Below are 24251 nucleotides of genomic sequence, written 5' to 3' on the forward strand. Positions count from 1 at the left end.
ATGCCCTATAGCTAAAACATCTTTAGAAAAAGTATGTAAATTATAGTCACCTCCAACTACCGCTAAGAGTTTTCCATTAGCATAAACAGGAATGGCATAAGTAATTCCTATTTCTCCTGTTGTTACAGATTTATATGGATCAGTTGTTATAAATTTTCCAGCTGCTTTAGCTTCTTTATACCAACCTCTATTTTTAGTATCATAACCCTTTGATAAATCAAGTACTTGACCATCTGATTGATAATTTTTGCCACTATCTTCAAAACCAACATAAACTAGCTCAAACCCAGAAGTTTTTGCAGCTAGTTTGAGAATTTGCATAATTTGTTCTGAAGGCATATTTAAATTACTAGAAAATTGCTCTGCTAAAGATTCTATAGCTAATCTTTTAGTTTTTCCATAAAAATCATACAGAGCATTTGTATCCACCATATTGTTTACTTGTATTTCTGTTAGTAAATCAAAAGTACTATTTTTTGAATTAAAATAACTGACTAAATTAATCAGTATTACAATAGAAACTACACCTACACACATTATCCATATAAGCTTTGAAGATAAGCTCTTAGAAAATGAAAAAACCATAACAGCTCCTTAAAATTTTGTAGTAAATTTTTATACAACGATTATCATGCTATTAATACAATAAAATGACAACAAAATAATAAATATATAAAATAAAAAGTAAATTATTTATTACATGATGTCCTAGTTATAATATTTTAAAAGCATTTATCAAAAATGTATATTAATCAGTATATTTTGAGAGTATTGTAACTTTATAACACAATTTATACTAAGCTGAAAGAAAAACTTTCAGCTTAAAAAATTATAATTTATTTTCGTTTTTACTTAGATAATCAGCAACACCTTTAGGGTCAGCCTTCATACCTTCATCGCCTTTATTCCAACCAGCTGGGCAAACTTCACCATGTTCATTAGTAAATAGCATAGTATCAACCATTCTAATCATTTCATCAATGTTTCTTCCAAGTGGTAAGTCATTTATAACTGCATGGCGGATTGTTCCATCAGCATCAAGCAAGAAAGAACCTCTTAAAGCAACTGCTTCTTCAAATAAAACATCAAAATTTCTGGCAATTTGTTTTGTTAAGTCAGCTACTAAAGGAAATTTAACTTGACCTATACCACCTTGATTTACCGGCATATTTTTCCAAGCAAAGTGAGAGAATTCGTTATCGCAAGATACACCAATTACTTCAATACCTCTATCTTTAAAATCTTGATATCTTTTATCAAAAGCAATAATTTCAGAAGGGCAAACAAAAGTAAAATCTTTTGGATAGAAAAATACTACTGCACCTTTTGGTCCTATATTTTTATAAAGATTAAAATCTTCAACTATTTCATTATTACCTAATACAGCAGGTGCTGTAAAATCAATAGCTTTTTTAGTTACTATCATCGTTTATCTCCTAATTAATAAATTTTATTTGTAACAAAATAATATCATTTGTAAATTTAAAAATTTATTAATTGTGTAAATTTGTATGTAAATTAATTTTATTATCAAAATTAAAAGATTTTAAGAATAAAATTAAGACAATTTTGATAATCTTATATTAAACTTTTAATATTTAAGGAGTAAAAATGGCAGTTAAAATTACTGATATTTGTATAGCATGTGGTTCTTGTATAGATGAATGCCCAGTAAGTGCAATCGTAGATGATGCAAATAACCCTGAGGGCGAAGATAGATATTATGTTTATGCTGATAAATGTGTTGAATGTGTAGGACATAATGATCAGCCAGCATGTGCAAGTGCATGTCCAACTGATGGCTGTATTGTATGGAGCGATGTAGTTAGTGGTCAACCAAGTCGTGATAATATCGGAAGCGATTTAAGAGATGGCTCAACTCCGGTATTTGCTTAATTAATACCCAATACAAGCATCTTTCTAGTATTTAAGATGCTTGTAGCTTCTTCATTTTATAACTCAAAATTACAATTTTTATATAAATTTAAAGCATTTTTTGATATAATTAACTCTTTTATAAACATAAAACTTATCTAAATTAAGGGGACGATTTTGGAAAAAACACTTTCTATTATTAAACCTGATGCAGTAAAAAAAGGCGTTATTGGTCAAATTTTAACACGCTTTGAAAGCAATGGTCTAAGAATAGCGGCTACAAAAAAAATACAGCTTTCAGAAAAAGAAGCACAAGAATTTTATGCTGTACACAAAGATAGACCATTTTTTAAAGACTTAGTTGAATTTATGATCAGTGGTCCAGTTGTGGTTTCTGTTTTAGAAGGCGAAAATGCTGTGTTAAAAAACAGAGAATTAATGGGTGCTACAAATCCAAAAGAAGCGGCTCCTGGTACTATCAGAGCAGATTTTGCAGATAGTATTGATGCAAACGCGGTTCATGGAAGCGATAGCTTGGAAAATGCAAAAATTGAAATAGAATTTTTCTTTTCAAAAACTGAAATTTTATAATGAAAATTGCCTTTGCAAAACTTAGCTCTGTAGCTTATCCTTTTAAACTAGATCTTGATAATATAGTTTTTGAAGGAACTATTACAAAAGTTAATCCAAAATTAGCTAAAATAACAGCTAATTTTAAAGGATTTACTTATAGAAATTGCGATCGATGTGGTGATGAAATGGAACTTGAAATCGATCAAAATATAGAGCTTTTTGCAAGCGATGGAATTTTTAAAGATGAAAATAATACTTTAAGTGATACTATGGAGTTTTTTGACTCTCATATTGACTTAATAGAGCTTGCTACAAGTGAATTACAATCTTACTTAAGTGATTATTTTTATTGTAATAAATGTTTAAATTAATAAAGGAGTAAAAAATGGCAGTACCTAAGAGAAGAGTGAGCAAAACTCGCGCAGCAAAACGCAGAACTCATTACAAAGTTACCCTACCTATGCCTATTAAAGATAAAGATGGTAGCTACAAAATGCCTCATCGTGTAAATCCTGTAACTAAGGAATATTAAGAACAATGACGAGCATTGCTATTGATGCAATGGGTGGTGATTTTGGGGAAAAGCCTATTATAGAAGGTGTAATTCAAGCTCTAAAAGAGCGAAAATTTAAAGCCGTCTTAGTAGGAGATCCTCAAAAGCTTAAAACCTTAATCCCTCAAGAATTAAACTCATATATAGAATATGAAGAGGCTTTTGATGTATTTGCTATGGAAGAAAATTCTACAGATGCATTAAAACGAAAAGATAGTACAATCTACAAAGCCATAGATTTAGTAAGAAATCAAAAAGCAAAAGCTGTTGTGTCAGCTGGACATAGTGGAGCTACTATGAGTTTGGCTACTTTAAGACTTGGAAGATTAGCCAATATCGCTAGACCTGCAATAGCCACTTTAATGCCAAATATCCATTCAAGAACATTAGTGTTAGATGTTGGCGCAAATGTTGATTGCAAAAGTGAGCATTTGTTTCAATTTGCCATTATGGGTGAAGCCTATGCTAAAGAAATTTTAAAAATTGCTAAGCCTAGAGTTGCTTTGCTTTCAAATGGTGAAGAAGAATGCAAAGGAAATGAGCTTACTAAAGAAACCCATCAACTTTTAAAGCAACTTCCAAATTTTGTCGGAAATGCTGAAGGAAGAGATATATTTAATGGCACGATAGATGTATTAGTATGCGATGGTTTTAATGGAAATATCTTACTTAAAACCGGTGAAGGTGTAGCAAGTGTTATTACAAAACTTTTAAAACAAGAAATTCAAAAATCTTTTTTATCAAAACTTGGCTATCTTTTAGCAAAACCTGCTTTTAATGAATTAAAAACCCACATTGATTATGAAGAATATGGAGGGGCTCCACTTCTAGGTGTGAAAGAATGTGTCATTATAAGTCATGGTAAAAGCGGTCCAAAAGCTATTAAAAATGCTATTTTTCAAGCATTAAATTTTACACAATCAAATATAAATCAAACTATAGAAAAAGAACTTGCCAATTATGAAATCAACTAAAGCTTCATTAAAAAGTATAGCTTCTTACATTCCCGAAAAAATACTTAGCAATAAAGAATTAGAATCTATGGTGCAAACTAGTGATGAGTGGATATTAAGAAGAACAGGAATAGAACAAAGACGCATAGCAAATGATGATGAAAACACAAGTGATCTTGGTACTAAAGCAGCTATCAAAGCTATACAAAGAGCGAATTTAAAACCTCAAGACATAGATGCTATTATTGTTGCTACTTTAAGTCCTGATTGCTTTACTATGCCATCAACTGCATGTAAAATTGCTCATAATCTTGGATTAAAAAACATCACTGCTTTTGACATTTCTGCAGCATGTTCAGGGTTTATTTATCTTTTAGAACTTGCTAAATCTATGGTTGAAAGCAAAACAAAGAAAAATGTTTTAATTATTGGAGCTGAAAAAATTAGCTCTATTATAGACTATACAGATAGAAGTATTTGTGTTTTATTTGGCGATGGAGCTGGTGCTGGAATTGTATCTTTAGATGATAATTATCCGATTATAGATACTCATACAGCAAGTGATGGGGAGTTTGGAGATTTATTAATAACTCAAAGATCTCAAAAAAGTAGCATTTGCTCTCCTCTTTCTATGCAAATGAAAGGAAACGAAGTATTTAAAATTGCAGTAAATACTCTAAGTAACGATGTTGTTGATATTCTTGCAAAAAATAATATAAAAAGTGAAGAAATTGATCTTTTTATACCTCATCAAGCTAATTTAAGAATTATTAAAGCCGTACAAGAAAAATTAAATTTTGCAGATGAACAATGCGTGGTTACAGTGCAAAAATACGGCAATACTTCAGCAGCCTCAATACCTATGGCAATGAATGATGCTTATGAACAAGGTCGTTTAAAACAAGGCTCACTAATATTGCTTGATGCTTTTGGTGGTGGATTTACTTGGGGTTCAGCATTGCTTCGTTTTGGCGGAGAAAATAACAAATAAGTTTATAAAGCTTATTTGTTATTTAAAAGTTTCTATTTGATCTAATACTGACTTTCTAACTTGATTGTCTGAAGAATCTACACGAATATAAAACTCTACCCTATTATTTATTTCATCTTCTTTATTTGCACTTAAAGGATAATTATCACCAAAACTTACAACTATAAGTTGAGTTGGATCGATTCCTTTAGCTATTAAATAATCGGCTACAACTTGAGATCTTTTACTAGCTAAATCAAAATTTCTCTTAGGATCCCGATCGCTTGCATCAGTATAACCTCTAAGTTCTATTTGAGCTTGCTTTGGCATTTTCTTAAGCACTTCACTAATACGCTTTAAAAAATCTTGTACATCAGCAGAATCAATCTGAATACTACCCCTAGCAAATTCAACTCTAGCTGGTAAATTTAAAACTATATTATTTTCTCTTTGATCTAATGCTGCTTTTAATTTTTCTATATTTTCTTGTTGAGTAATACTTAATTTCTTAAGTTTTTCAAGCTCTTCTACATTTGCATTTGAAGGTGCGCTATATTTATTATGCACTTCACTTTCTTTTTCTAAAGGACTAGAAGCAGTGAATTCAAAAATTTTAACAAATTCAGTTTTCAAGGCTTCAGTTTTTGCAGGATTACTTTCAGAAATCGCCCAAAGAGCAATAAAAAGTGCCAAAAGCAAACTTAAAAAGTCTGCATAAGGCACTGCCCATTTTTCACCTGCTGGACATTCTGGACATTTATGTTTTTTTCCCATTTTTAACTCTTATTTATCAAATTGAGAAATTCTAGGCTCATCATGGCTTAAATAGTTAAATAACTTTGCCTCCAAATCTCTTGGATTAGCTCCTTCTGCAATGCTTACAATAGCGTGAGAAATAACTATTCTTTCCTTAATTAAATCATGTGAATTAGCTTTCATTTTATTACCCCAAGGCCCAAATAAAGCATAAGCACCAAAAATTCCCGTAACAGTTGCTGTAAAAGCTCCTGAAATACCCGCTGCCATAGCCTGTGGATCATCAAGTAGTTTAAGTGCCAAAATCAATCCAAAAACAGCACCAACAAGCCCCATAGTAGGACAAGTTTCACCAAAGCGTATCCAATATTCTGCACATTCTTTATAATATTCTTCCATTTCTTCTACTTGAATTTCCATACTTTCTTTAATTTCTTCTACGCTCTTACCATCTACCATCATCATCATAGCTTCTTTTAAGAACTCATTGTCAATTTCATTAGTTTTTGACTCTAAAGCCAAAAGTCCATCTCTTCTTGCTATAACAGAGTATTCTACAAGCTCAGCTATTCTTTGACTTAAATTTACCCCCGAACCTTTAAAAACTACCTTTAATTCCTTATATGCACCTTTAACAATTTTTTTATGTGTAGAAGTCATTGCGCAAAAAGCTGCTGTAGGCACCACGATAATAAAAGACGCTAAGTGTAAAACATGCAAAGGGTTACCACCCTCTAAAATATCCCCTACAGAAATACTAACAACAGCTAATACCATCCCAAGTATGGTTGAAAGATCCATTAAACATTCTCCTTATTTTAATATACCCCAATTTTTGGCAATACTTGATGAAGTTTTTAATTTAACTTTTAATTTTACAATATTTTCCATAATATCACTAGCTTTTTTTGCAAAATCCTCACAAAGTTCATCTTTTACTTCAAAAATAAGCTCATCATGAATTTGCAAAATTAAGCGTTTGTTTTCATCCAAATTTCTACTTATTTCTATCATTGCCAATTTTATTATATCGGCAGCTGAACCTTGAAGTATAGAGTTAATACTCTCTCTTTCATGCATTGCAATTTGCATAGGCTTTGCATTTTCAAAATCAAAATAACGCTTACGACCTAGTAAAGTACTTATAAAGCCATTTTGCTTAGCTTCATTTTTTACTTTTTCAAAATAAGTTTTAATACTAGTAAAATTCTCAAAATATTTTTCAATATATTCTTTAGCTAACTTCGCTTCTATTTTTAAATTTTGACTCAAAGTCTTATAACCCATACCATAAATAAGACCAAAATTTATACTTTTAGCAATACTTCTTGTCTCATAATCACTATGGCCAAAAATCATAATAGCAGTTTTTGCATGAATATCCTCATCGTTTGAAAACGCTTCTAATAATTTCTCATCTTCACTAAAATGTGCTAGCATTCTAAGCTCAATTTGTGAATAATCAAGTGAGATAAAACTAAATCCTTCTTTTGCAATAAAGCAAGATTTATAATCCTTAGCATATTGACCATGTGCAGGGATATTTTGCAAATTTGGATCTTTTGATGAAAGGCGTCCAGTAGCTGTTCCTGTTTGCAAAAAACTTGAATAAATTCTTGAATTTTCATCTTTTTTAGCTAATTTTAACAAAGGTTCACAATAAGTAGAAACTAATTTTGCAAGCTCTCTGTAAGCTAAAATTTCTTTTACAATCAAATGTTCATCTAAAATAGCATTTAAAACCTTTTCATCAGTAGAATAACCTGTCTTACCTTTTTTACCACTTGGTAATTTTAATTTTTCAAATAAAATATCCCCTACTTGTTTAGGAGAGTTAATATTAAATTTTTCACCCGCTAAATCATATATTTTTTCACTTAGTATTTTAATATCTTGATTAAAACTTTGCATTAAGTTTTCAAGCTTTTGAGTGTCAAGTTTAATGCCATTATTTTCCATCATAATAAGCACTTTGATAAATTCAAACTCACTTTTTTGTGCAAGTTCAAACAAAGGCTTTTCTAAATTTTTTAAAAAATACAAATAAAATCTTAAAGTAATATAAGCATCTTCAGCAGCATATTTACAAGCTTTTTCTACATCCACTCCTGCAAAGCTTTCTCCTTTTTTTACCAAGTCTTCAAAATGTAAAGTCTCATAAGTAAACAATCTTTTTGCCAAATCATCCATATTTACACGCAAACTTGGCTCTTTAAGCCATGCAAGTATCATAGTATCAGCATAGTTTTTTGGAGGAAGTAAATTAAAATTATTTTTTATGATTTCAAAGTCATATTTAAGATTATGGCCTATAACCGTGCTTTGATATATTTTTTCTATACCCTTTTTAGCTACTTGCATAGAAATTTGCTTACAAACTCCTAAATAATCATGTGCAAGTGGCACATAAAAGGCTTCACTTTCATGAAAACAAAAACTAAACCCTACTATCTTAGCTTCTTTAGTATCCAAGCCCGTAGTTTCGGTGTCAAAAGCAACAATACTTTGATCATCAATTTTTTCTAAAATTTCAAATAATTCTTTCTCATCTAAAATTAATCTTGCATTAAATCCTAAATTTTTATCTTTATTAGTAGGATTAGTGCGTAGTTTTTTTAACAAAGCATTTAATTCATAATGCTCTAAAATATCCATAATCTTAAGCAAAGGCTCATCTTTTGGATACTCACAATTTAAAAGCATATCTTTTACATCTAAATTTTCATACAAAGAAGCAAGTTTTTTGCTTAAAAAAGCATTTTCTTTGCCTTCAAGCAACAAATTACGACTTCTCTCATTACGCACTAGTGTTAAGTTTTCATAAATTCCCTCAATACTTTCAAACTCATCAAGTAAATTCTTAGCACCCTTAGCACCAATTCCTTTTACCCCTGGGATATTATCTGAACTATCTCCACATAGAGCTAAAAAATCTCTTATTTGGCTAGGTTTTACCCCATATTTTTCCAAACACCCTGCTTCATTATAATCATTTTTTGAAATAGGGCTATAAATACTAACTTTATCATCTTTTATAAGTTGATACAAATCTTTATCTTGAGTGATAATTCTTATAAAAATATCCTTACTTTCACACTCTTTAACTAAAGATGCGATGATATCATCAGCCTCATATCCTTCGCAAGAAAAACTTGAAAAACCCATTTTTTCTATCATTTGAATGCAAATTGGAATTTGAGCTAATAAATCAGGCGGAGGTGGAGTGCGGTTGATTTTATAATTTGGATCAATTTCACTTCTAAAAGTTTTTCCTTTACTATCAAGAGCAAAAATAATCATATCACTAGGATGTTCATTTTTCAAACTATAAATAAAATTAGCAAAACCACTAATCATATTACTAGGCTCACCTTTTGAATTTTTCAAACCCTTTAAAGCATAAAAAAGTCTAAAGAAAAAACCAAAAGTATCAATTATTGTTAAAGTTTTCATTTTTTTCCTATATTAAAAAATAATAATAATTATCGCCCAAAATTATTTAAAAGTCGGTAAAAAGTATTAAATTTCCATTTTAAGCATTTTAGTTACAATTATATTTTAAATTTAAAACAAAGGTTTAATCTTGCAAACAAAATCAATCGCGGATGAAAATTTTCAAACTCCACAAGGAAAAAAGGCATTTAAAAAGGCTGTGTTTTCATGCTGGCTAGGAACTGCCATGGAATATGCAGATTTTGCACTTTATGGCTTAGCTGCAGCTACTGTTTTTTCAGAAGTTTTCTTTCCTGAACAAACTCCTGTTATAGCATTATTGCTTAGTTTTGTTACTTATGGTATAGGTTTTATTGCTAGACCTATTGGAGCTTTATTTTTTGGATATTTAGGAGATAAATACGGAAGAAAAAATGTATTAATGAGCACCATTGCATTAATGGGTATTTCAACTACTTTAATTGGTTTTATACCAAGTTATGCAGTAATTGGAATTTGGGCTCCTATATGTTTGGTTATCTTGCGTTTTATGCAAGGCTTTGGAGCAGGTGCTGAGCTTTCAGGTGGGACTGTCATGCTTGGAGAATATGCTCCTAGCAAACATAGAGGTTTAATCTCTTCTGTTATAGCACTTGGATCAAACAGCGGAACCTTACTTGCGGCTTTTGTATGGCTTTTAGTTACAAGTATGGATGATGCTAGTTTTAAAGAATGGGGATGGAGAATTCCTTTTATAGGAAGTATTTTTATAGCACTTTTTGCTGTTTATATGCGTTTAAATGTAAAAGAAACTCCTGTTTTTGAAAAACAAAAAGAATTAATGCTAAAAATTCGTCATGAAAATGAAGCACATATGAAAAAAGATGAAAGAACTTTTTGGCAGAAAAGTCGTGCATTTTGGACTATGGTGGGTATAAGGATAGGAGAAAATGGACCATCTTATCTTGCACAAGGCTTTATAGTAGGTTATGTAACTAAAATTTTACTTCTTGATAAATCAGTAGCCACAACTGCTGTTGTTATCGCTTCTTTGGTGGGATTTTTGGTTATACCTTTAGCAGGATATTTAAGTGATAAATTTGGAAGGCGTATTACTTATAGAACCTTTTGCTTGCTTTTAATGCTTTATGCTTTCCCTGCTTTTATGCTACTTGATAGTAAAAATGAAATTATTGTAATTTTAACTATCATTGTAGGTATGTCTTTGGCATCTTTAGGAATTTTTGGCGTGCAAGCTGCGTGGGGTGTGGAGCTTTTTGGAGCAAAAAATCGCTATACCAAAATGGCACTAGCAAAAGAATTTGGCTCTATACTTTCAGGAGGAACCGCTCCTATGATAGCTTCAGCTTTGCTTGCTTATTATGGCACTTGGTGGCCAATAGCCTTGTATTTTGTTATCACCGCAGGAATTGGTTTTATAACAACTTTCTTTGCACCAGAAACTAGAGGCAGGGATTTAAATTTAATAGAAGATGCGATATGATACGCCTTATTTTAGATACTGATATAGGCAATGGAATAGCAGGGGCTAATACTGATGATGGTTTAGCCCTTGGACTTATTTTAGCCTCCAAAGAAATCAAACTTGAAATGATTAGCACTTTAAGTGGTAATGTGCAAGCTTTAACCGCTTATAGTGTTGCTAAAGATTTATTAAATAAGCTTAATCTATATATACCTTTGTATTTAGGTGCTCATGAAGCTTTATGTGAAGATAGTCATTTTTGGAGACAAAGACTAGATAAAGGCGTAGAAGAGTTTAAGCTTACTCATCTTTGGGATCATATAAAACCTATAAAAATCCTAGAAAACATAAACCCAAATGCTTGTATGAAAATGGGTGAGCTTATTATGCAAAACCCAGGTGAAATTTCAATTTGCGCTATAGGGCCTTTAACAAATATAGCCATAGCTATGAAGCTTTTCAAAGACTTTGATAAAAATGTAAAAGAAATTTTTATCATGGGTGGAAGTTTTGATATGCCTTATCATATCAAAGATACGAATTTTGGTTTTGATCCTGAAGCTGCTAGTATAGTTTTAAACTCAAGAGCTAAAATCACACTTGTTCCTTATAATGCAACAATGCAAACTATGCTCACACATGAAGATTTAAATGCTTTAGAAAATCAAAATCCTCTTTGTGATTTTTTAGTGCAGACTTTAAGAGTTTGGATTGATTTTGCAAGCAAAACAAGAGGCACAAATGGCACATGGATACACGATGCATTAACTATTGCTTATATGCTTGATCCAAATTTAGCAAATTTTGATGAGTATTTAGTAGATGTCATTTGTGATAGTACTTTTGCTAGAGGAAGCACGATAAGGTGTTTTAAAGATGCAAAAATGCCTATGAAAAATCATGAATTAAAAAACACCATAAAAGTTTTAAAAGATGTTGATAATGCTAGACTTTTAAATCTTTTAAAATCAAGGCTTTTAAATGGAATTTGCTATGAAAATTACAAAAGCATAACGACTTAATTTACCCAAGGCTATAAAAATACTTGCTTTTAAAAAAGAATACTTAGCAAATCCAAGCCCTAGTGCAAAAAGATCTCCCACTATGGGTAAAAAAGTAAAAAAAGCATACAAAGAGCCAAATTTTTTAAAGTTTGCATTGATTTTTTCTAATTTACATAAAGAGTTTTTAAAATATTTTTCCAAAATTTGACTCTCTCCAAAATAAGCTAACGCATAGGTACTTAAACTACCCAAAGTATTCCCCAAGCTTGCTATAAATAAAACCATATAAGCATTAAAATCTAATTTCACAAAAACAAGCACAAAAGCCTCACTTGCCATAGGTAAAAGCGTGCTAGAGAGAAAACATACTATAAAAAGCCCTATATAGCTTATATCATTATATAAAAAATCAAACATTATAAATTTTCTTAGTATTTATTTTATAAACTATCATTTTAAAGAATTTTTAATAATAATTATCTTAGAATGTAAAGTCATTTGGCAATTTTTTAAAAGGAAAAACTATGGAAAGGAAAAAATTTTCTAAACTAAATTTAGAATACTCATTTAACAAAGCTTCTTTTTCTTGGCGTTAAGCCTGCTACTACATTTTCAATCATTTTTATTTTACATTTTTAGTTTTAGTTGATCATTTTTTGATTTTAAATTATTAATCATTTTAAGGAAATACTATGAAAAAATATTATGGAAAATTTGGTGGGCAATTTGTGCCAAATGAAGTAAAAATAGCATTAGATGAAGTAGAAAAAGCTTTTTTAAAACTCAAAAAAGATAAAGATTTTAACACAGAATTAAAAGAACTCTTAGCTAATTATGTGGGAAGACCTACGCCTTTATACTATGCTAAAAATTTAAGCAAGCTTTATAATCACGAAATTTATTTAAAAAGAGAAGATTTAACTCACACAGGAGCTCATAAGATCAACAATGCCATAGCTCAAGCCTTAATGGCAAAGAAAATGAATAAGAAAAAAATTATTGCAGAAACTGGAGCAGGACAACACGGGCTTGCAACAGCTACTGCAGCAGCACTTTTGGGACTTGAATGTGAGATATTTATGGGAGCTATTGATGTAAAAAGACAAGTCTTAAATGTCTATAAAATGCAGCTTTTAGGAGCAAAAGTTCATGCGGTAGAAAGTGGAAGTAAAACTTTAAGTGATGCGGTAGATGAGGCTTTAAAGTTTTGGGTTAAAAATACCAAAGAAGTATTTTATGTAGTAGGAAGTGCAGTGGGGCCTTATCCTTATCCACAAATTGTTACGCATTTTCAAAGCATTATAGGTAAAGAATGTAAAATGCAACTTAGAAAATTAAATAAAAAAGTTGATTACATCATAGCAGCAGCTGGAGGTGGTAGCAATGCTGCTGGAATTTTTCATGCATTTTTAAAAGATGAAAAAGTTAAACTCATAGGCGTTGAAGCAGCAGGTTTAGGAAAAGATACACCTTATCATGCAGCCACACTTACTAAAGGCGAAGAAGGTATTATCCATGGTATGAAAACTAAAGTTTTACAAGATGATAAAGGCAATATTGCTCATACTTTTAGTATTTCTGCTGGGCTTGATTACCCTGGCATAGGGCCTTTGCACGCATATTTGCAAGAAAGTAAAAGAGCAAGTTATCATGCTATTAGTGATGATGAGTGTATTAATGCTTTAAAATTATTATGTAAAGAAGAAGGTATTATACCCGCTATTGAAAGCTCACATGCATTAGCTTATTTAGAAAAACTTTGTCCAACTTTAAAGAAAAAAAGTGTGATAGTTGTAAATCTTTCAGGAAGAGGAGATAAAGATATGCAAAGTATTTATGAATATAAAAAAGGTGAAATTTATGGTTGAAGAATAACTTCAACCAATTTATTTTTTTATGCTTTTTAGCTCTAAATTTAGATAATACCCTGTATAAGAACCACTTTTTTTATGATTTTTAGCAAGCTCTTCAACGCTACCTTTAGCTATAACCTTACCACCTTTAACTCCACCTTCAGGTCCCATATCGATGATATAATCAGCATTTTTAATCACATCTAAATTATGCTCTATCACAAACACACTATTTCCAAGATCAACTAAATGTTGCAAAACTACAATAAGTTTATTAACATCTTCAAAATGAAGTCCTGTTGTAGGTTCATCTAAAATATAAAGAGTTTTTCCTGTATCGCTTCTACTTAATTCTTTAGCTAACTTAATACGCTGAGCCTCCCCACCACTTAAAGTAGTTGCATTTTGTCCCAAGGTAAGATAATCAAGCCCAACTTTTACCAAAGTATCAAGCTTTTGTTTTATCTTTGGCACAGAAGTAAAAAACTCACTTGCTTCAATAATACTCATATTTAAAACATCAGCTATGCTTTTACCTTTATATTTAATCTCTAAAGTTGCATCATTATATCTTTTACCATTACAAACATCACAAGTTACCATCACATCAGGCAAAAAGTGCATTTCTATTTTAATTTCACCATCTCCACTACACTTTTCACATCTTCCACCTTTAACATTAAAAGAAAAACGCCCTGCTTTATAACCTCGCATTTTAGCTTCTTTGGTAGCTGCAAAAAGATTACGAATTTCATCCATAGCACCTGTATAAGTAGCGGGATTTGAACGAGGAGTCCTTCCTATAGGACTTTGATCAAGATAAATTACCTTATCAAGTTTTTCCAAACCTTCTATCTTAGCCCCACTTAGTTTTTTAACTTTTTTAGCACGGTTAAGCTCTTCTTTTGCAAATGGAAGCAAAGTTTGCAAGATTAGCGAGCTTTTACCACTTCCTGAAACACCTGTAATTGCTACTAAATTATGCAATGGAAAATCTACACTTAAATTTTGAATATTATTAATACTCACATCTTTTAAACTAATAAAATCTTTTTGTTCTCTATTTTTTTGATGGGCAATTTGCTTTTTACCACTCATATAAAGGGCAGTTTGGCTTTTACTTTTTAATAATTCTTTATAAGTTCCACTAAATACAACTTCACCACCAAATTTACCAGCATTTGGACCAATATCTACGATAAAATCTGCTTCTTCTATTGTCATTTTATCATGCTCAACCACGATTAAAGTATTACCCTTTTGCTGAAGATTTCTTAAAGTTTTAATGAGTTTTGCTGTATCTCGCTCATGCAAACCAATGCTAGGCTCATCTAAAACATACATCACCCCACTTAAACCACTACCAATTTGAGATGCTATACGAATTCTTTGAGCTTCACCTCCACTAATTGTTCTTGCATCACGCCCTAAGGATAAATACCCAAGTCCTACATCATAAAGAAAAAACAATCTTTCATTAATTTCTTTAAAAATAGGCTTAGCTATCAATCTTTCTTGCTCACTCAAATATGCAAAATTAGCTTCTTTTGAAAAAAATGCAGTAGTATTTTCTATGCTCATATCTAAAATTTCACCCAAATTTTTTTCAGCAACTTTTACAGCTAAACTTTCAGCTCTTAAACGATGACCATTGCAATCTTTACAAGTTTTTTCGCTCATATACTCGCTTAAATCTTTTTCATCTTTTAGCATTTCATAAGCATATTTAACTGCACCTTCAAATTTGCGATTTAAGCGATGTCTTTTCCATAAAAAGTTAATTTCCTTGGCATTACCATAAAGTACTAGACGCTTTTCTTCTTCGCTTAGCTCATTATATGGAATTTTTACCCTTATATCATTTTGCTCGCAAAAGGCCATTAAAAACTTATAGTAATAACTTTTATTAAACCCATATAATAGCTTTACAGCTCCTGCTTCTAAGCTTAATTCTTCATTGATAAGCTTTTTCATATCTAGCGTATATCTTATACCAAGACCATCACAACTTGGACAAGCACCTTTTGGAGAATTAAAAGAAAAACTCAAAGGCTCAAGCAAAGGAAAAGAAATTTTACAATCAAAACAAGCATTATGCTCACTATAATGAAAATGTTTTGCTATATTTAATTCTTCATTATTTAAAACTTCAATTTCCACTTCACCAAAGCTCTCACTAAGACCTTTTTCTATATCGCTTGCAAGTCTTGCCAACATATCATCTTGCACTTGGAGTCTATCTATCACAAGCTTTATTGTATGTTTTTTAGTTTTAGCAAGCTCAATATCCTCATCAAGACGCGTTAAAACCCCATCAATTTGTGCTCTAACATAGCCTTTTGCGACTAAATTTTCCAAAAGATCTGCAAAAGTTCCTTTTTTTTCTTTGATCAAAGGAGCATAAATGATGATTTTTGCCCCTTTTGGAAGCTTTAAGATTTCACCTACGATATCTGCTGCACTCATAGATGAGATTTTTTGGCCACATTGATGACAATGTTGTGAGCCAATCCTTGCATATAAAAGTCTTAAATAATCATAAATTTCAGTAATAGTTCCAACGGTTGATCGAGGATTTTTAGAAGTTGTTTTTTGATCAATAGCAATAGCAGGAGTTAAACCTTCTATTTTATCAACATTTGGCTTACCAACTTTATCTAAAAACTGCCTTGCATAAGCACTTAAACTCTCAATATAGCGGCGTTGTCCTTCTGCATAAAGCGTACCAAAAGCTAAAGTGGATTTACCACTTCCACTAAGTCCTGTAAAAACTATAAGCTTATTTTTAGGAATTTCTAGGTTGATATTTTTAAGATTATTCTCTTTAGCACCAATTATATTAATAGTATCATTCATAACTTTTCCTAAATATTTAAAAATAAATTTATGATTTTAACATAAGAAAAATTAAAATATTTTTCTTTTTTATAAAGGAAAAATTAAAATACATTCTTAAGTTTTATATAAATAAAAATATATATAATGATTATCAAAATTATTTTAAAGGAGAAAAAATGAAATTTTCAAAAATGGTGTTTTTGAGTTTTTTTATAGCAAGTTCTGCTTTAGCTCATCAATTCTTTCCTATGCAAACTAGCAATGGATATGAAGTAGGTTTTTGGGCTGATGATCACTGGGGACAATATCAACCTGATAGGGTTTTTGGTATAAGTGCAAAAGATTCTCAAGGAAAAAATTTAAAAGCTGGCTATGACTACGAAAATAACAAAATATTTATTGAGGGAAAACCTGCTGTTGCAAGTGTTAATTATGATTTTGGATATTACACATTTACAAAAGATGGAAAACATTATGCACAAAAAAGATCTGATATTACAGATATTACTGGTGCAAATGAAGTCACTCAAACAAGAAAAATTTTCAAAATGGGAAAAAGTATTTTTTCTTGGGATGAAGGTTCAAAAAAACCATTAGGATTAAAATTTGAAATAGTTCCTTTACAAAATCCTTTAACACTACATGAAGGAGATAAATTAAAACTCCAAGTTTTACTAGATGGAAGACCCGTAAAAGGAGTTGAATTTGAAGATCAAAATGATGATATCGACAACATAGCAACAAATGAAAAAGGTATAGCAACAATCACACTCACAAAACCAAAAGATGGTTTACAAATAATAGCTGCAAACATCAAACTACCATACAATCTAGACAGATATGGCGATACTTTACAATTGACAGCGACACTAAGTTTTAAATCTAAATAATTTCAAATTCTTAGTCAATAAAATTAATTTTTAATTGACTAAGAAATATGTTACATTTTGTAATATATTAATTTTTTATTTATCCTATATAGCAATAAAATATAATTCTACGATACACTAAATAAATTCACTAAAGCAAAGGAATTAAATGAATATTACTAACAAAATATTATGGTTTTTTGTTGCCATTGTCGGTGCTGTTTGTTTTGGCATATTAGCACTCCAAAATGGCGAAAGTATTTCAGCGATTTATCTTGTTATTGCTGCTTTATGTATTTATATCATAGGGTATAGATTTTATGGTAGATATATTGCCTATAAGGTGCTAGAGCTAGATAAAAACAGAGCAACTCCTGCTATGGTTAAAAATGACGGATGTGATTTTGTCCCTACAAATAAAATTGTACTTTTTGGACATCATTTTGCCGCTATCGCAGGAGCTGGTCCTTTGGTAGGTCCTATACTTGCTGCACAAATGGGTTATTTACCCTCTATGCTTTGGATATTAATAGGCGGTGTTTTAGCAGGTGCGGTACATGATTTTGTAGTTTTATTTATATCTACGCGTCGTAATGGAAAATCTTTAGGAGAGATGATAAAAGATGAATTAGGACAATTTATCGGCGCAATAGCAATGATTGCTATATTTGGAATTATGCTTATAATTATTGCGATTTTAGCTATGGTTGTTGTAAAAGCTTTAGCAGAATCTCCATGGGGATTATTTACCATCGCAATGACCATTCCTATTGCTGTTTTTATGGGAATTTATATGAGATTTTTAAGACCTGGTAGGGTTGGTGAAGCTTCTATTATAGGTTTTATATTGCTCATATTAGCCATACATTATGGAAGTGAAATAGCTGCTGATCCTTATTGGGCGAAAATATTTACCTTTGATGCACCAACTTTAGCGCTTATTATGATGGCTTATGGTTTTATAGCTGCAATTTTACCTGTTTGGTTTTTACTTGCTCCAAGAGATTATTTATCAACTTTTTTAAAAATCGGTGTTATTGTGGTTATGGCTTTAGCTATTGTATTTGTAGCACCTGATCTTCAAATGCCAAAAATTAATTCTCAATATTTAGATGGAAGTGGGCCTGTATTTGCTGGAGCAATTTTTCCATTTTTATTTATTACCATTGCATGCGGAGCTATTAGTGGTTTTCATGCATTAATTTCAAGTGGCACAACTCCTAAAATGCTTGAAAATGAAACTCATGCATTAGCTGTTGGATATGGCTCTATGCTTATGGAAAGTGCTGTGGCCATCATGGCTTTAATTTGTGCTTGTATTTTACACCCTGGTCTTTACTTTGCCATCAATGCGCCTGCTGCTACTATAGGTGTAGATGTTGCAAATGCAGCTGCTGCTATTTCTAGCTGGGGTTTTAAAATAACTCCTGAAGAAATCACTACTTTAACTACAAATATAGGCGAACAAAGCATATTATCAAGAACTGGTGGAGCACCAACATTTGCTGTAGGTGTTGCTTTGATTTTACATGAATTATTTGGTGGAGTGAATTTAATGGGCTTTTGGTATCACTTTGCTATTTTATTTGAAGCCTTGTTTATTTTAACTGCAGTTGATGCTGGGACAAGAGCTTGTAGATTTATGGCTCAAGATATATTGGGTAATGTTTATAAACCTTTAGGAAATATCAATAATACCTTAGCAGGAATTTTTGCAACAGCTTTAAGTGTTGGTGGATGGGGGTATTTTCTCTATCAAGGAGCGATAGATCCAAAAGGTGGAATTTACTCATTATGGCCACTTTTTGGAGTGAGTAATCAAATGCTTGCTGGCATGGCATTGCTTTTAGCAAGTGCGATTTTATTTAAAATGGGGAAGGCAAGATATACTTGGATTACTCTCATACCTGCTTGTTTTGTTTTAATCGCAACACTTTATGGGGGTATTCAAAAAATTCTTCCTTACAAAGAAGGAGATCCAATCCATAATGCTATAAGTCATGTTGCTGCTGTACAAATAAATACGCAAAAAATACAAGAATTTAATTTAAAACTTTCTCAAACACAAGATGAAGCAATAATCGAGCAAATCAAAAAAGATATAAAATTAGCATCTCAAGCTAAAAATTCCAATTTAATAAATGCAATTTTATGTGTGTTTTTCATGATTACCACTTTGCTTGTTGTACTTTCTTGCTTTGGAATTTTTATCAAAAAATTAAACATTCCTTTAAAAGAAAGCCCTTATATAGCATTAAAAAAGGAAAAAACATGATAAAAAAACTTAAATTATGGTATGAAAAATCCGAAAGGTTTTTTCATCCCTTAGTTGGAGTTGCAAGCTATGATAAATATCTTGAACATATGAGAGAAAAACATCCTAAAGCACCTTGTAAAAGTAGAAAAGAATTTTTTAAAGATTTTCTTGAAAAAAAATACAATAGTGGCTTAGGAAAATGCTGATAAATATTAAAGAGTAAAGTTTTTACTATACAAATGATTTTTGGTGAAAATCACCAAAAATCAAGCATGTTTTTTTGCAAAAGCTTTCATAAATTCACTTAACTTTTGAACCTTTTCAATGCTGATAGAATTATAAATACTAGCACGAATTCCACCTAAAATTTTATGTCCTTTAAGACCTATCATACCATTTTCTTCAGCTTCTTTTACAAAAACTAGCTCTAAGTTTTTATCATAAGCTATATTAAAACTAACATTCATTAATGATCTATCCTCTTTTTTGGCATGACCTTTATAAAAACCATTACTCTCATCAATCACATCGTATAAAATTTTGGCTTTTTGTATATTTTGCTCATTGATTTTGTCTAATCCACCTTGATTTAAAAGCCATTTCATTTCAAGATTAAACATATATATAGCAAAGGTTGCTGGAGTATTAAATAAAGAATTATTTTCAGCATAAACGCTATATTTTAACATACTAGGTATATTTTTGTTTTTACTACGCTCTATCATATCTTTACGCACAAAAGCACAAGCAAGCCCTGAAATTCCTGCATTTTTTTGCACCCCACCAAAAAGCATAGCAATATTAGAAAAATCTATCTTTTTAGAGAAAAAATCACTAGAAGCATCAATTATCAAAGGACTTTTAGTCTTTGGATAGCTTTTATATTGAGTTCCATAAATGGTATTATTAGAGCATATATAAGCATAATCTGCATTATCGCTAAATTCAAATTGTGGGATATGATCAAACTCACTTTCTTGACTACTTGCTACTATTTTTGTATTTACTCCTAAAATTTCAGCTTCTTTAATAGCCTTTTTAGTCCAAACTCCCGTATTAACAAATTCACAAACTCCACCCATATATAAATTCATAGGTATCATAGCAAATTGCAAACTAGCCCCACCTTGCATTAAAAGCACTTCATAATCATCATTTACACCATAAAGTTCTTTTGCCATTTTGATAGCTTCAAAATGCACTTCTTCAAAAACCTTTCCACGATGAGAAACTTCCATAATAGAAAAGCCTTTACCATGATAATCAAACAAATGTTCCCTAGCTTCTTTTAAAACCTCATCAGGCAGGTTTGAAGGACCTGCACTAAAATTCATCACTCTCATTTTATCTCCTTTTATAGTATTTGAGCTTCTTTACTCTCATTTATTGAGCAAAGCTTTATAATATCTCCTTTTTTTAGCTTTTCAAGAGAGATATTTTTGCCATCTTTTTGTAAATTTATCAAATTTTTACTTTTATCAAAGAAATTTTTTTGCTGAGTTAAAAGTTCCTCAAAATTATCAAGCTTATTTTCATAATTTAATAATTTTAAATTTAAAACGCTCTTTAGTTGGCTTTGTAAAAAATCAAGCTTTTGTTTTCTAAGAAAAAAAGCATTTTCTAAAGACTTAGCTTTGGCTAAATTTTGCAAATGATCGATTTTGTTTTGATAAAACTTAAGATGATTTAACATTTGGTTTTTAAAACGCATAGCAAGCTCATCAAGTCCTTGTTCTAAGCTTAGTTTATTTGGAAAAATCATATCAATAGCTGCACTTGGAGTTGGTGCTCTTAAATCTGCTACAAAATCACTAATAACATAATCAATCTCATGTCCAATAGCAGAAACAATAGGCGTTTTTAAAGAAAAAATACATCTTGCAAGTTCTTCATCGTTAAAACAAAACAAATCTTCTCTGCTTCCACCACCTCTTGCCAAAATAATCGCATCTAAATTATACTCATTGGCTTTTTTTAAAGCATTTATTAAAGAATTTGGGGCACTTTGTCCTTGGGTAAGGGCATTAAAAATAGTTATTTTGCAAAGATTGTATTCTTTTTGTGAAATTAGCTTTAACATATCTTGCAAAGCAGCTGAAGTAAAAGAAGTAATTATGCCTATTTTTTTAGGAAATTTAATAATGCTTTTTTTAACATTTGTATCAAACAAACCTTCTTTTTCAAGCTTTTCTTTTAGAGCTAAAAATTTAGCTTCTAAATCTCCAAGACTTGTTTTTTGCATACTTTTGGCGATAAATTGATACCTGCCACTTGCTTCATATAAACTCACATAACCTCTAAGTTCAAGCATATCGCCAACTTTAGGTTTAGCTTGGACAAACTGATTAAAGCCTTTAAACATCACACAAGCTATGCTTGATTTTTCATCTTTTAAATCAAAATACCAATGTCCTGAACTATGAATGGTAATTTTAGAAATTTCTCCACTAAGCTCTATATCATCAAGATGAAATTCTAATAAACTTTTAGCTTTTAGATTAAGTTCTGAAACTTTCATTTTTTTCTTGCAATAAACATAGAGCAAACACCAAAACTAAAGCTTTTATACTCTAGCATTTCAAAATACTCACTCAATTCTTTAATAAATTCTTCTTTGCTTAAAAAATCTTCTATCGAATTTGGTAAATACTCATAAGCACTATAATTTTTACTGATAAATCCACCCACTTTTGGTAAAATATTTTTTAAGTAAAAATCTCTACAAGCAGCTATAAAACCACCCTGCTCTCTTTTAGTAAATTCAAGCACAAGTAAAATCCCATCCTTTTTCAACACTCTTGCAAATTCTTTTATAGCTTCTTTCCTATCTACCACATTGCGTATGCCATAACTTATACTTATGATATTTGCACTTTCACTTTCAAGTGGAAGTTCTTGTGCTTTTGCTTGCACAAAAGTCGCATCAGGAATTTTTTTCTTAGCCACTTCAAGCATGCCCGCACTTGGATCAACCCCTTTTATACTAATGATATTTTTATTTGTCCTTAAGGCTTGATTTTGCCATTCTATAATCATATCGCCTGTACCACAAGCCACATCGATAATATCAAGTTCATTGTTAGAAAATTTAAAAACATCTAAACAAGCTTTTTTTCTCCAACTCACATCACTTCCAAAACTTAAAATTCTATTAGCCTTATCATAAGTTGGTGCTATATCATCAAACATTTTGACTATTTTTTCTTGTTTCTGCATGTTTTTCCTAACTATATATTTTTAATTTTTTAATGCTTTTTTCAATTTGTTTTATTGTATTTTCATCATATGAAATTTGTTCTAAATGATTATGTTCAAAATAATTTTTTAGTTTTTCAATACTTTTTTCTTCAAACATAGTTGCAAAATAGCATAATAAAAATTTTATTCTTTCTAATTCTTCTTCATGATTTGTTTGAGATTTTACAATTTTTTTCTTTAAAAAAACTAATTCTTTTCTTAGTTTAAAAGCCACTAAAGACTTTAAAATTTGATTTTTCTCTCCTTGATAAAAACTACAATCATTCTTTAAAATAAAATCCATATCAAGAAAAATATCATTGATTTTTTCATCACTTAAAATAAAAATATATTTTTCTAATTCAAATTTACAAATTTTATCATTACAAATTTGTTTTTCCAAATTCAAAATATAATCTTGAAGTTTATTTTGAATACTCTTTTCAAAAAGAGTGCTAAAAAGCTCAAAGAAAATGCATATTTGCCTAAGACTTACAAAAAATTGCTCAAAACTTTCAAAATTTAATTTTTGTAAAAAATTCAATCTGTCATTTTTTAATCTTTTTAAAAGTACAAAAAGTAAGATTTTACCCGCTTCAAAACTTTGAATTTGATTTGGAAAATGTAAGCTAATATCTTCTTGTTTATCCAAAATTTTAATACATCTAGCACTATCAAAAATTTTAGAAAAATCTCCATATAATGCTAAATTTTTGCTGTAGAAATTTTCATCATCTGAAATCTCTTTATAGCTTTTAAAAAAGTGAGGTAAATTAAATTGCTTTGCTTTTTCAAAAGTAGGAAAAACAACTTTCAAAATGACCAAATCTTGTAGATTATTTTTAAACTTATAAAGTAAAAATCGAGCACTATTAATCTCAAAACTAATTCTAGTTTTCTTAATAACACTTCCTATAAGTTTTTTACTTTGCTGTTTAAATTCTTTTTTAGAAAGTTTATGATTTTTTTTATCTAAAATATCATGCAGTTTATAAAGTGAAAATCGATAATAATTTTTATTAAATTTTTTATATTTAACATCACAAAAAGGACTTATACGCGTAAAGAAAACGCGTATTTTATCCTTAGAATATATAATTTTCTCTTCTTTTAAAATTTTTATAAAGTCATCATTTTTGAGTAAAAAGCGTCTTTGGACTTCACAAACCATTTTATTTTTTACAAGCTTTACAACCATTCACATAAGCAAATACGCCAAGATAATCAATAATATTGCCAATTTTTTTCTCAAGATCTTCTTGGTATTTATTTATCCCACTATCTTCATAACACACATCTTCTATATGATTGCATTTGCTACAAATTACATGTATATGAGGATATTCATAAATATCATAACAAGTTTTTTGATTTGGAGTGTTGATTTCTACAACCAAACCTTGTTCTTTTAAAGTATTTAAATTTTTATACACTGTAGCTAAAGAAATAGAAGGATATTCTTCCTTAATGCTTTCGTATAAAGATTCTATATTAGGATGTTCATGGCGTTTTAAAATTTTTAAAATACAAAGTCTTTGAGGAGTAGCTTTTAAATCACAATTTTTAAGCAATTGAATAAGTTCCATTATTAATTC

The 24251-nt window shown here is 30.3% G+C and carries 24 protein-coding genes; 12 read left to right on the top strand and 12 right to left on the bottom strand.

Translation table 11 applies throughout. The features are described from left to right. The coding region (locus L8X27_RS04530; protein ID WP_263665462.1) for a cache domain-containing protein at window positions 1–585 on the bottom strand (585 nt) is incomplete at its 3' end. A 244-nt stretch (window positions 586–829) separates the two neighbouring features. Next, window positions 830–1426 carry a peroxiredoxin gene (locus L8X27_RS04535; protein WP_263671241.1) on the bottom strand — a complete coding sequence of 199 codons (597 nt, stop codon included), beginning with the start codon at window positions 1424–1426 and terminating at the stop codon, window positions 830–832. A 185-nt stretch (window positions 1427–1611) separates the two neighbouring features. Between L8X27_RS04535 and L8X27_RS04540 the strand changes: the two genes are divergently transcribed. The 6 genes from L8X27_RS04540 (at window position 1612) to L8X27_RS04565 (ending at window position 4945) form a co-directional block, all read left to right on the top strand. After that, window positions 1612–1896, top strand: a complete 285-nt coding sequence (locus L8X27_RS04540; RefSeq protein ID WP_039619165.1) for a ferredoxin, 4Fe-4S — start codon at window positions 1612–1614, stop codon at window positions 1894–1896. Between the two features lie 156 nt (window positions 1897–2052). Continuing rightward, window positions 2053–2466: a nucleoside-diphosphate kinase gene (ndk, locus tag L8X27_RS04545; RefSeq protein WP_039642239.1), complete on the top strand. Its 414-nt coding sequence runs from the start codon at window positions 2053–2055 to the stop codon at window positions 2464–2466. After that, complete coding sequence (locus tag L8X27_RS04550) at window positions 2466–2819, top strand: hypothetical protein (protein ID WP_087699608.1); 354 nt, start codon at window positions 2466–2468, stop codon at window positions 2817–2819. The genes ndk and L8X27_RS04550 overlap by 1 nt, the downstream gene beginning before the upstream one ends. A gap of 14 nt (window positions 2820–2833) precedes the next feature. Then, a complete protein-coding gene (gene rpmF / locus L8X27_RS04555; RefSeq protein WP_012662034.1) occupies window positions 2834–2980 on the top strand; it encodes a 50S ribosomal protein L32 in 147 nt (48 codons plus the stop codon). 5 nt (window positions 2981–2985) lie between these two features. Next, window positions 2986–3975, top strand: coding sequence for a phosphate acyltransferase PlsX (gene plsX, locus L8X27_RS04560; protein WP_263671240.1), 990 nt, complete (start codon window positions 2986–2988; stop codon window positions 3973–3975). Further along, window positions 3962–4945 carry a beta-ketoacyl-ACP synthase III gene (locus L8X27_RS04565; RefSeq protein WP_263661466.1) on the top strand — a complete coding sequence of 328 codons (984 nt, stop codon included), beginning with the start codon at window positions 3962–3964 and terminating at the stop codon, window positions 4943–4945. The genes plsX and L8X27_RS04565 overlap by 14 nt, the downstream gene beginning before the upstream one ends. An 18-nt stretch (window positions 4946–4963) precedes the next feature. On the opposite strand, the gene motB is transcribed toward L8X27_RS04565, so the two are convergent. From motB to polA, 3 genes are read right to left on the bottom strand one after another with little or no spacing between them, the layout of a single operon-like run. Next, window positions 4964–5698: a flagellar motor protein MotB gene (gene motB, locus L8X27_RS04570; protein WP_220566602.1), complete on the bottom strand. Its 735-nt coding sequence runs from the start codon at window positions 5696–5698 to the stop codon at window positions 4964–4966. Window positions 5699–5707: 9 nt separating this feature from the next. After that, window positions 5708–6481, bottom strand: coding sequence for a flagellar motor stator protein MotA (gene motA / locus L8X27_RS04575; RefSeq protein WP_133319563.1), 774 nt, complete (start codon window positions 6479–6481; stop codon window positions 5708–5710). Window positions 6482–6493: 12 nt separating this feature from the next. Further along, entirely contained in the window at window positions 6494–9133 is a 2640-nt protein-coding gene (gene polA, locus L8X27_RS04580; RefSeq protein ID WP_263671239.1) for a DNA polymerase I, read from the bottom strand. Between the two features lie 127 nt (window positions 9134–9260). Here polA and L8X27_RS04585 point away from each other — a divergent pair, with 127 nt between their 5' ends. Together L8X27_RS04585 and L8X27_RS04590 are read left to right on the top strand one after the other, a co-directional pair. Continuing rightward, a complete protein-coding gene (locus L8X27_RS04585; protein ID WP_087685416.1) occupies window positions 9261–10616 on the top strand; it encodes an MFS transporter in 1356 nt (451 codons plus the stop codon). Next, window positions 10616–11620: a nucleoside hydrolase gene (locus tag L8X27_RS04590; RefSeq protein ID WP_263671245.1), complete on the top strand. Its 1005-nt coding sequence runs from the start codon at window positions 10616–10618 to the stop codon at window positions 11618–11620. The genes L8X27_RS04585 and L8X27_RS04590 overlap by 1 nt, the downstream gene beginning before the upstream one ends. Here the strand turns inward: L8X27_RS04590 and L8X27_RS04595 are convergent. Beyond that, window positions 11576–12019, bottom strand: a complete 444-nt coding sequence (locus L8X27_RS04595; RefSeq protein WP_263671238.1) for a YqaA family protein — start codon at window positions 12017–12019, stop codon at window positions 11576–11578. The genes L8X27_RS04590 and L8X27_RS04595 overlap by 45 nt on opposite strands. A gap of 275 nt (window positions 12020–12294) precedes the next feature. Between L8X27_RS04595 and trpB the strand changes: the two genes are divergently transcribed. Further along, a complete protein-coding gene (gene trpB / locus L8X27_RS04600; RefSeq protein WP_263671237.1) occupies window positions 12295–13470 on the top strand; it encodes a tryptophan synthase subunit beta in 1176 nt (391 codons plus the stop codon). An 18-nt stretch (window positions 13471–13488) separates the two neighbouring features. On the opposite strand, the gene uvrA is transcribed toward trpB, so the two are convergent. Then, window positions 13489–16311: an excinuclease ABC subunit UvrA gene (gene uvrA, locus L8X27_RS04605; RefSeq protein WP_263670100.1), complete on the bottom strand. Its 2823-nt coding sequence runs from the start codon at window positions 16309–16311 to the stop codon at window positions 13489–13491. Window positions 16312–16469: 158 nt separating this feature from the next. Here uvrA and L8X27_RS04610 point away from each other — a divergent pair, with 158 nt between their 5' ends. The 3 genes from L8X27_RS04610 (at window position 16470) to kcuS (ending at window position 19625) form a co-directional block, all read left to right on the top strand. Beyond that, window positions 16470–17183, top strand: coding sequence for a DUF4198 domain-containing protein (locus L8X27_RS04610; protein ID WP_263661470.1), 714 nt, complete (start codon window positions 16470–16472; stop codon window positions 17181–17183). Window positions 17184–17331: 148 nt separating this feature from the next. Then, window positions 17332–19437, top strand: coding sequence for a carbon starvation CstA family protein (locus L8X27_RS04615; protein WP_263671236.1), 2106 nt, complete (start codon window positions 17332–17334; stop codon window positions 19435–19437). Further along, window positions 19434–19625 (top strand): KCU-star family selenoprotein, encoded by a 192-nt coding sequence (gene kcuS / locus L8X27_RS04620; RefSeq protein WP_133319555.1) that lies wholly within the window; start codon window positions 19434–19436, stop codon window positions 19623–19625. Before L8X27_RS04615 ends, kcuS begins: the two co-directional genes overlap by 4 nt. Before the next feature lie 60 nt (window positions 19626–19685). On the opposite strand, the gene serC is transcribed toward kcuS, so the two are convergent. The 5 genes from serC to perR are packed head-to-tail and all read right to left on the bottom strand — an operon-like array spanning window position 19686 to window position 24242. Then, window positions 19686–20762, bottom strand: a complete 1077-nt coding sequence (serC, locus tag L8X27_RS04625; RefSeq protein WP_263662790.1) for a phosphoserine transaminase — start codon at window positions 20760–20762, stop codon at window positions 19686–19688. Between the two features lie 11 nt (window positions 20763–20773). Next, entirely contained in the window at window positions 20774–21937 is a 1164-nt protein-coding gene (xseA, locus tag L8X27_RS04630) for an exodeoxyribonuclease VII large subunit (RefSeq protein WP_133319553.1), read from the bottom strand. After that, complete coding sequence (gene ubiE, locus L8X27_RS04635; protein ID WP_133319552.1) at window positions 21934–22635, bottom strand: bifunctional demethylmenaquinone methyltransferase/2-methoxy-6-polyprenyl-1,4-benzoquinol methylase UbiE; 702 nt, start codon at window positions 22633–22635, stop codon at window positions 21934–21936. The genes xseA and ubiE overlap by 4 nt, the downstream gene beginning before the upstream one ends. Before the next feature lie 7 nt (window positions 22636–22642). Further along, window positions 22643–23827 (bottom strand): hypothetical protein, encoded by a 1185-nt coding sequence (locus L8X27_RS04640; protein WP_263664594.1) that lies wholly within the window; start codon window positions 23825–23827, stop codon window positions 22643–22645. Window position 23828: 1 nt separating this feature from the next. Beyond that, window positions 23829–24242 carry a peroxide-responsive transcriptional repressor PerR gene (perR, locus tag L8X27_RS04645; RefSeq protein ID WP_133319550.1) on the bottom strand — a complete coding sequence of 138 codons (414 nt, stop codon included), beginning with the start codon at window positions 24240–24242 and terminating at the stop codon, window positions 23829–23831. Window positions 24243–24251: the final 9 nt, after the last annotated feature.

The sequence above is a fragment of the Campylobacter sp. CNRCH_2015_1657 genome (assembly GCF_025772685.1).
Taxonomy (GTDB): Bacteria; Campylobacterota; Campylobacteria; order Campylobacterales; family Campylobacteraceae; genus Campylobacter_D; species Campylobacter_D lari_D.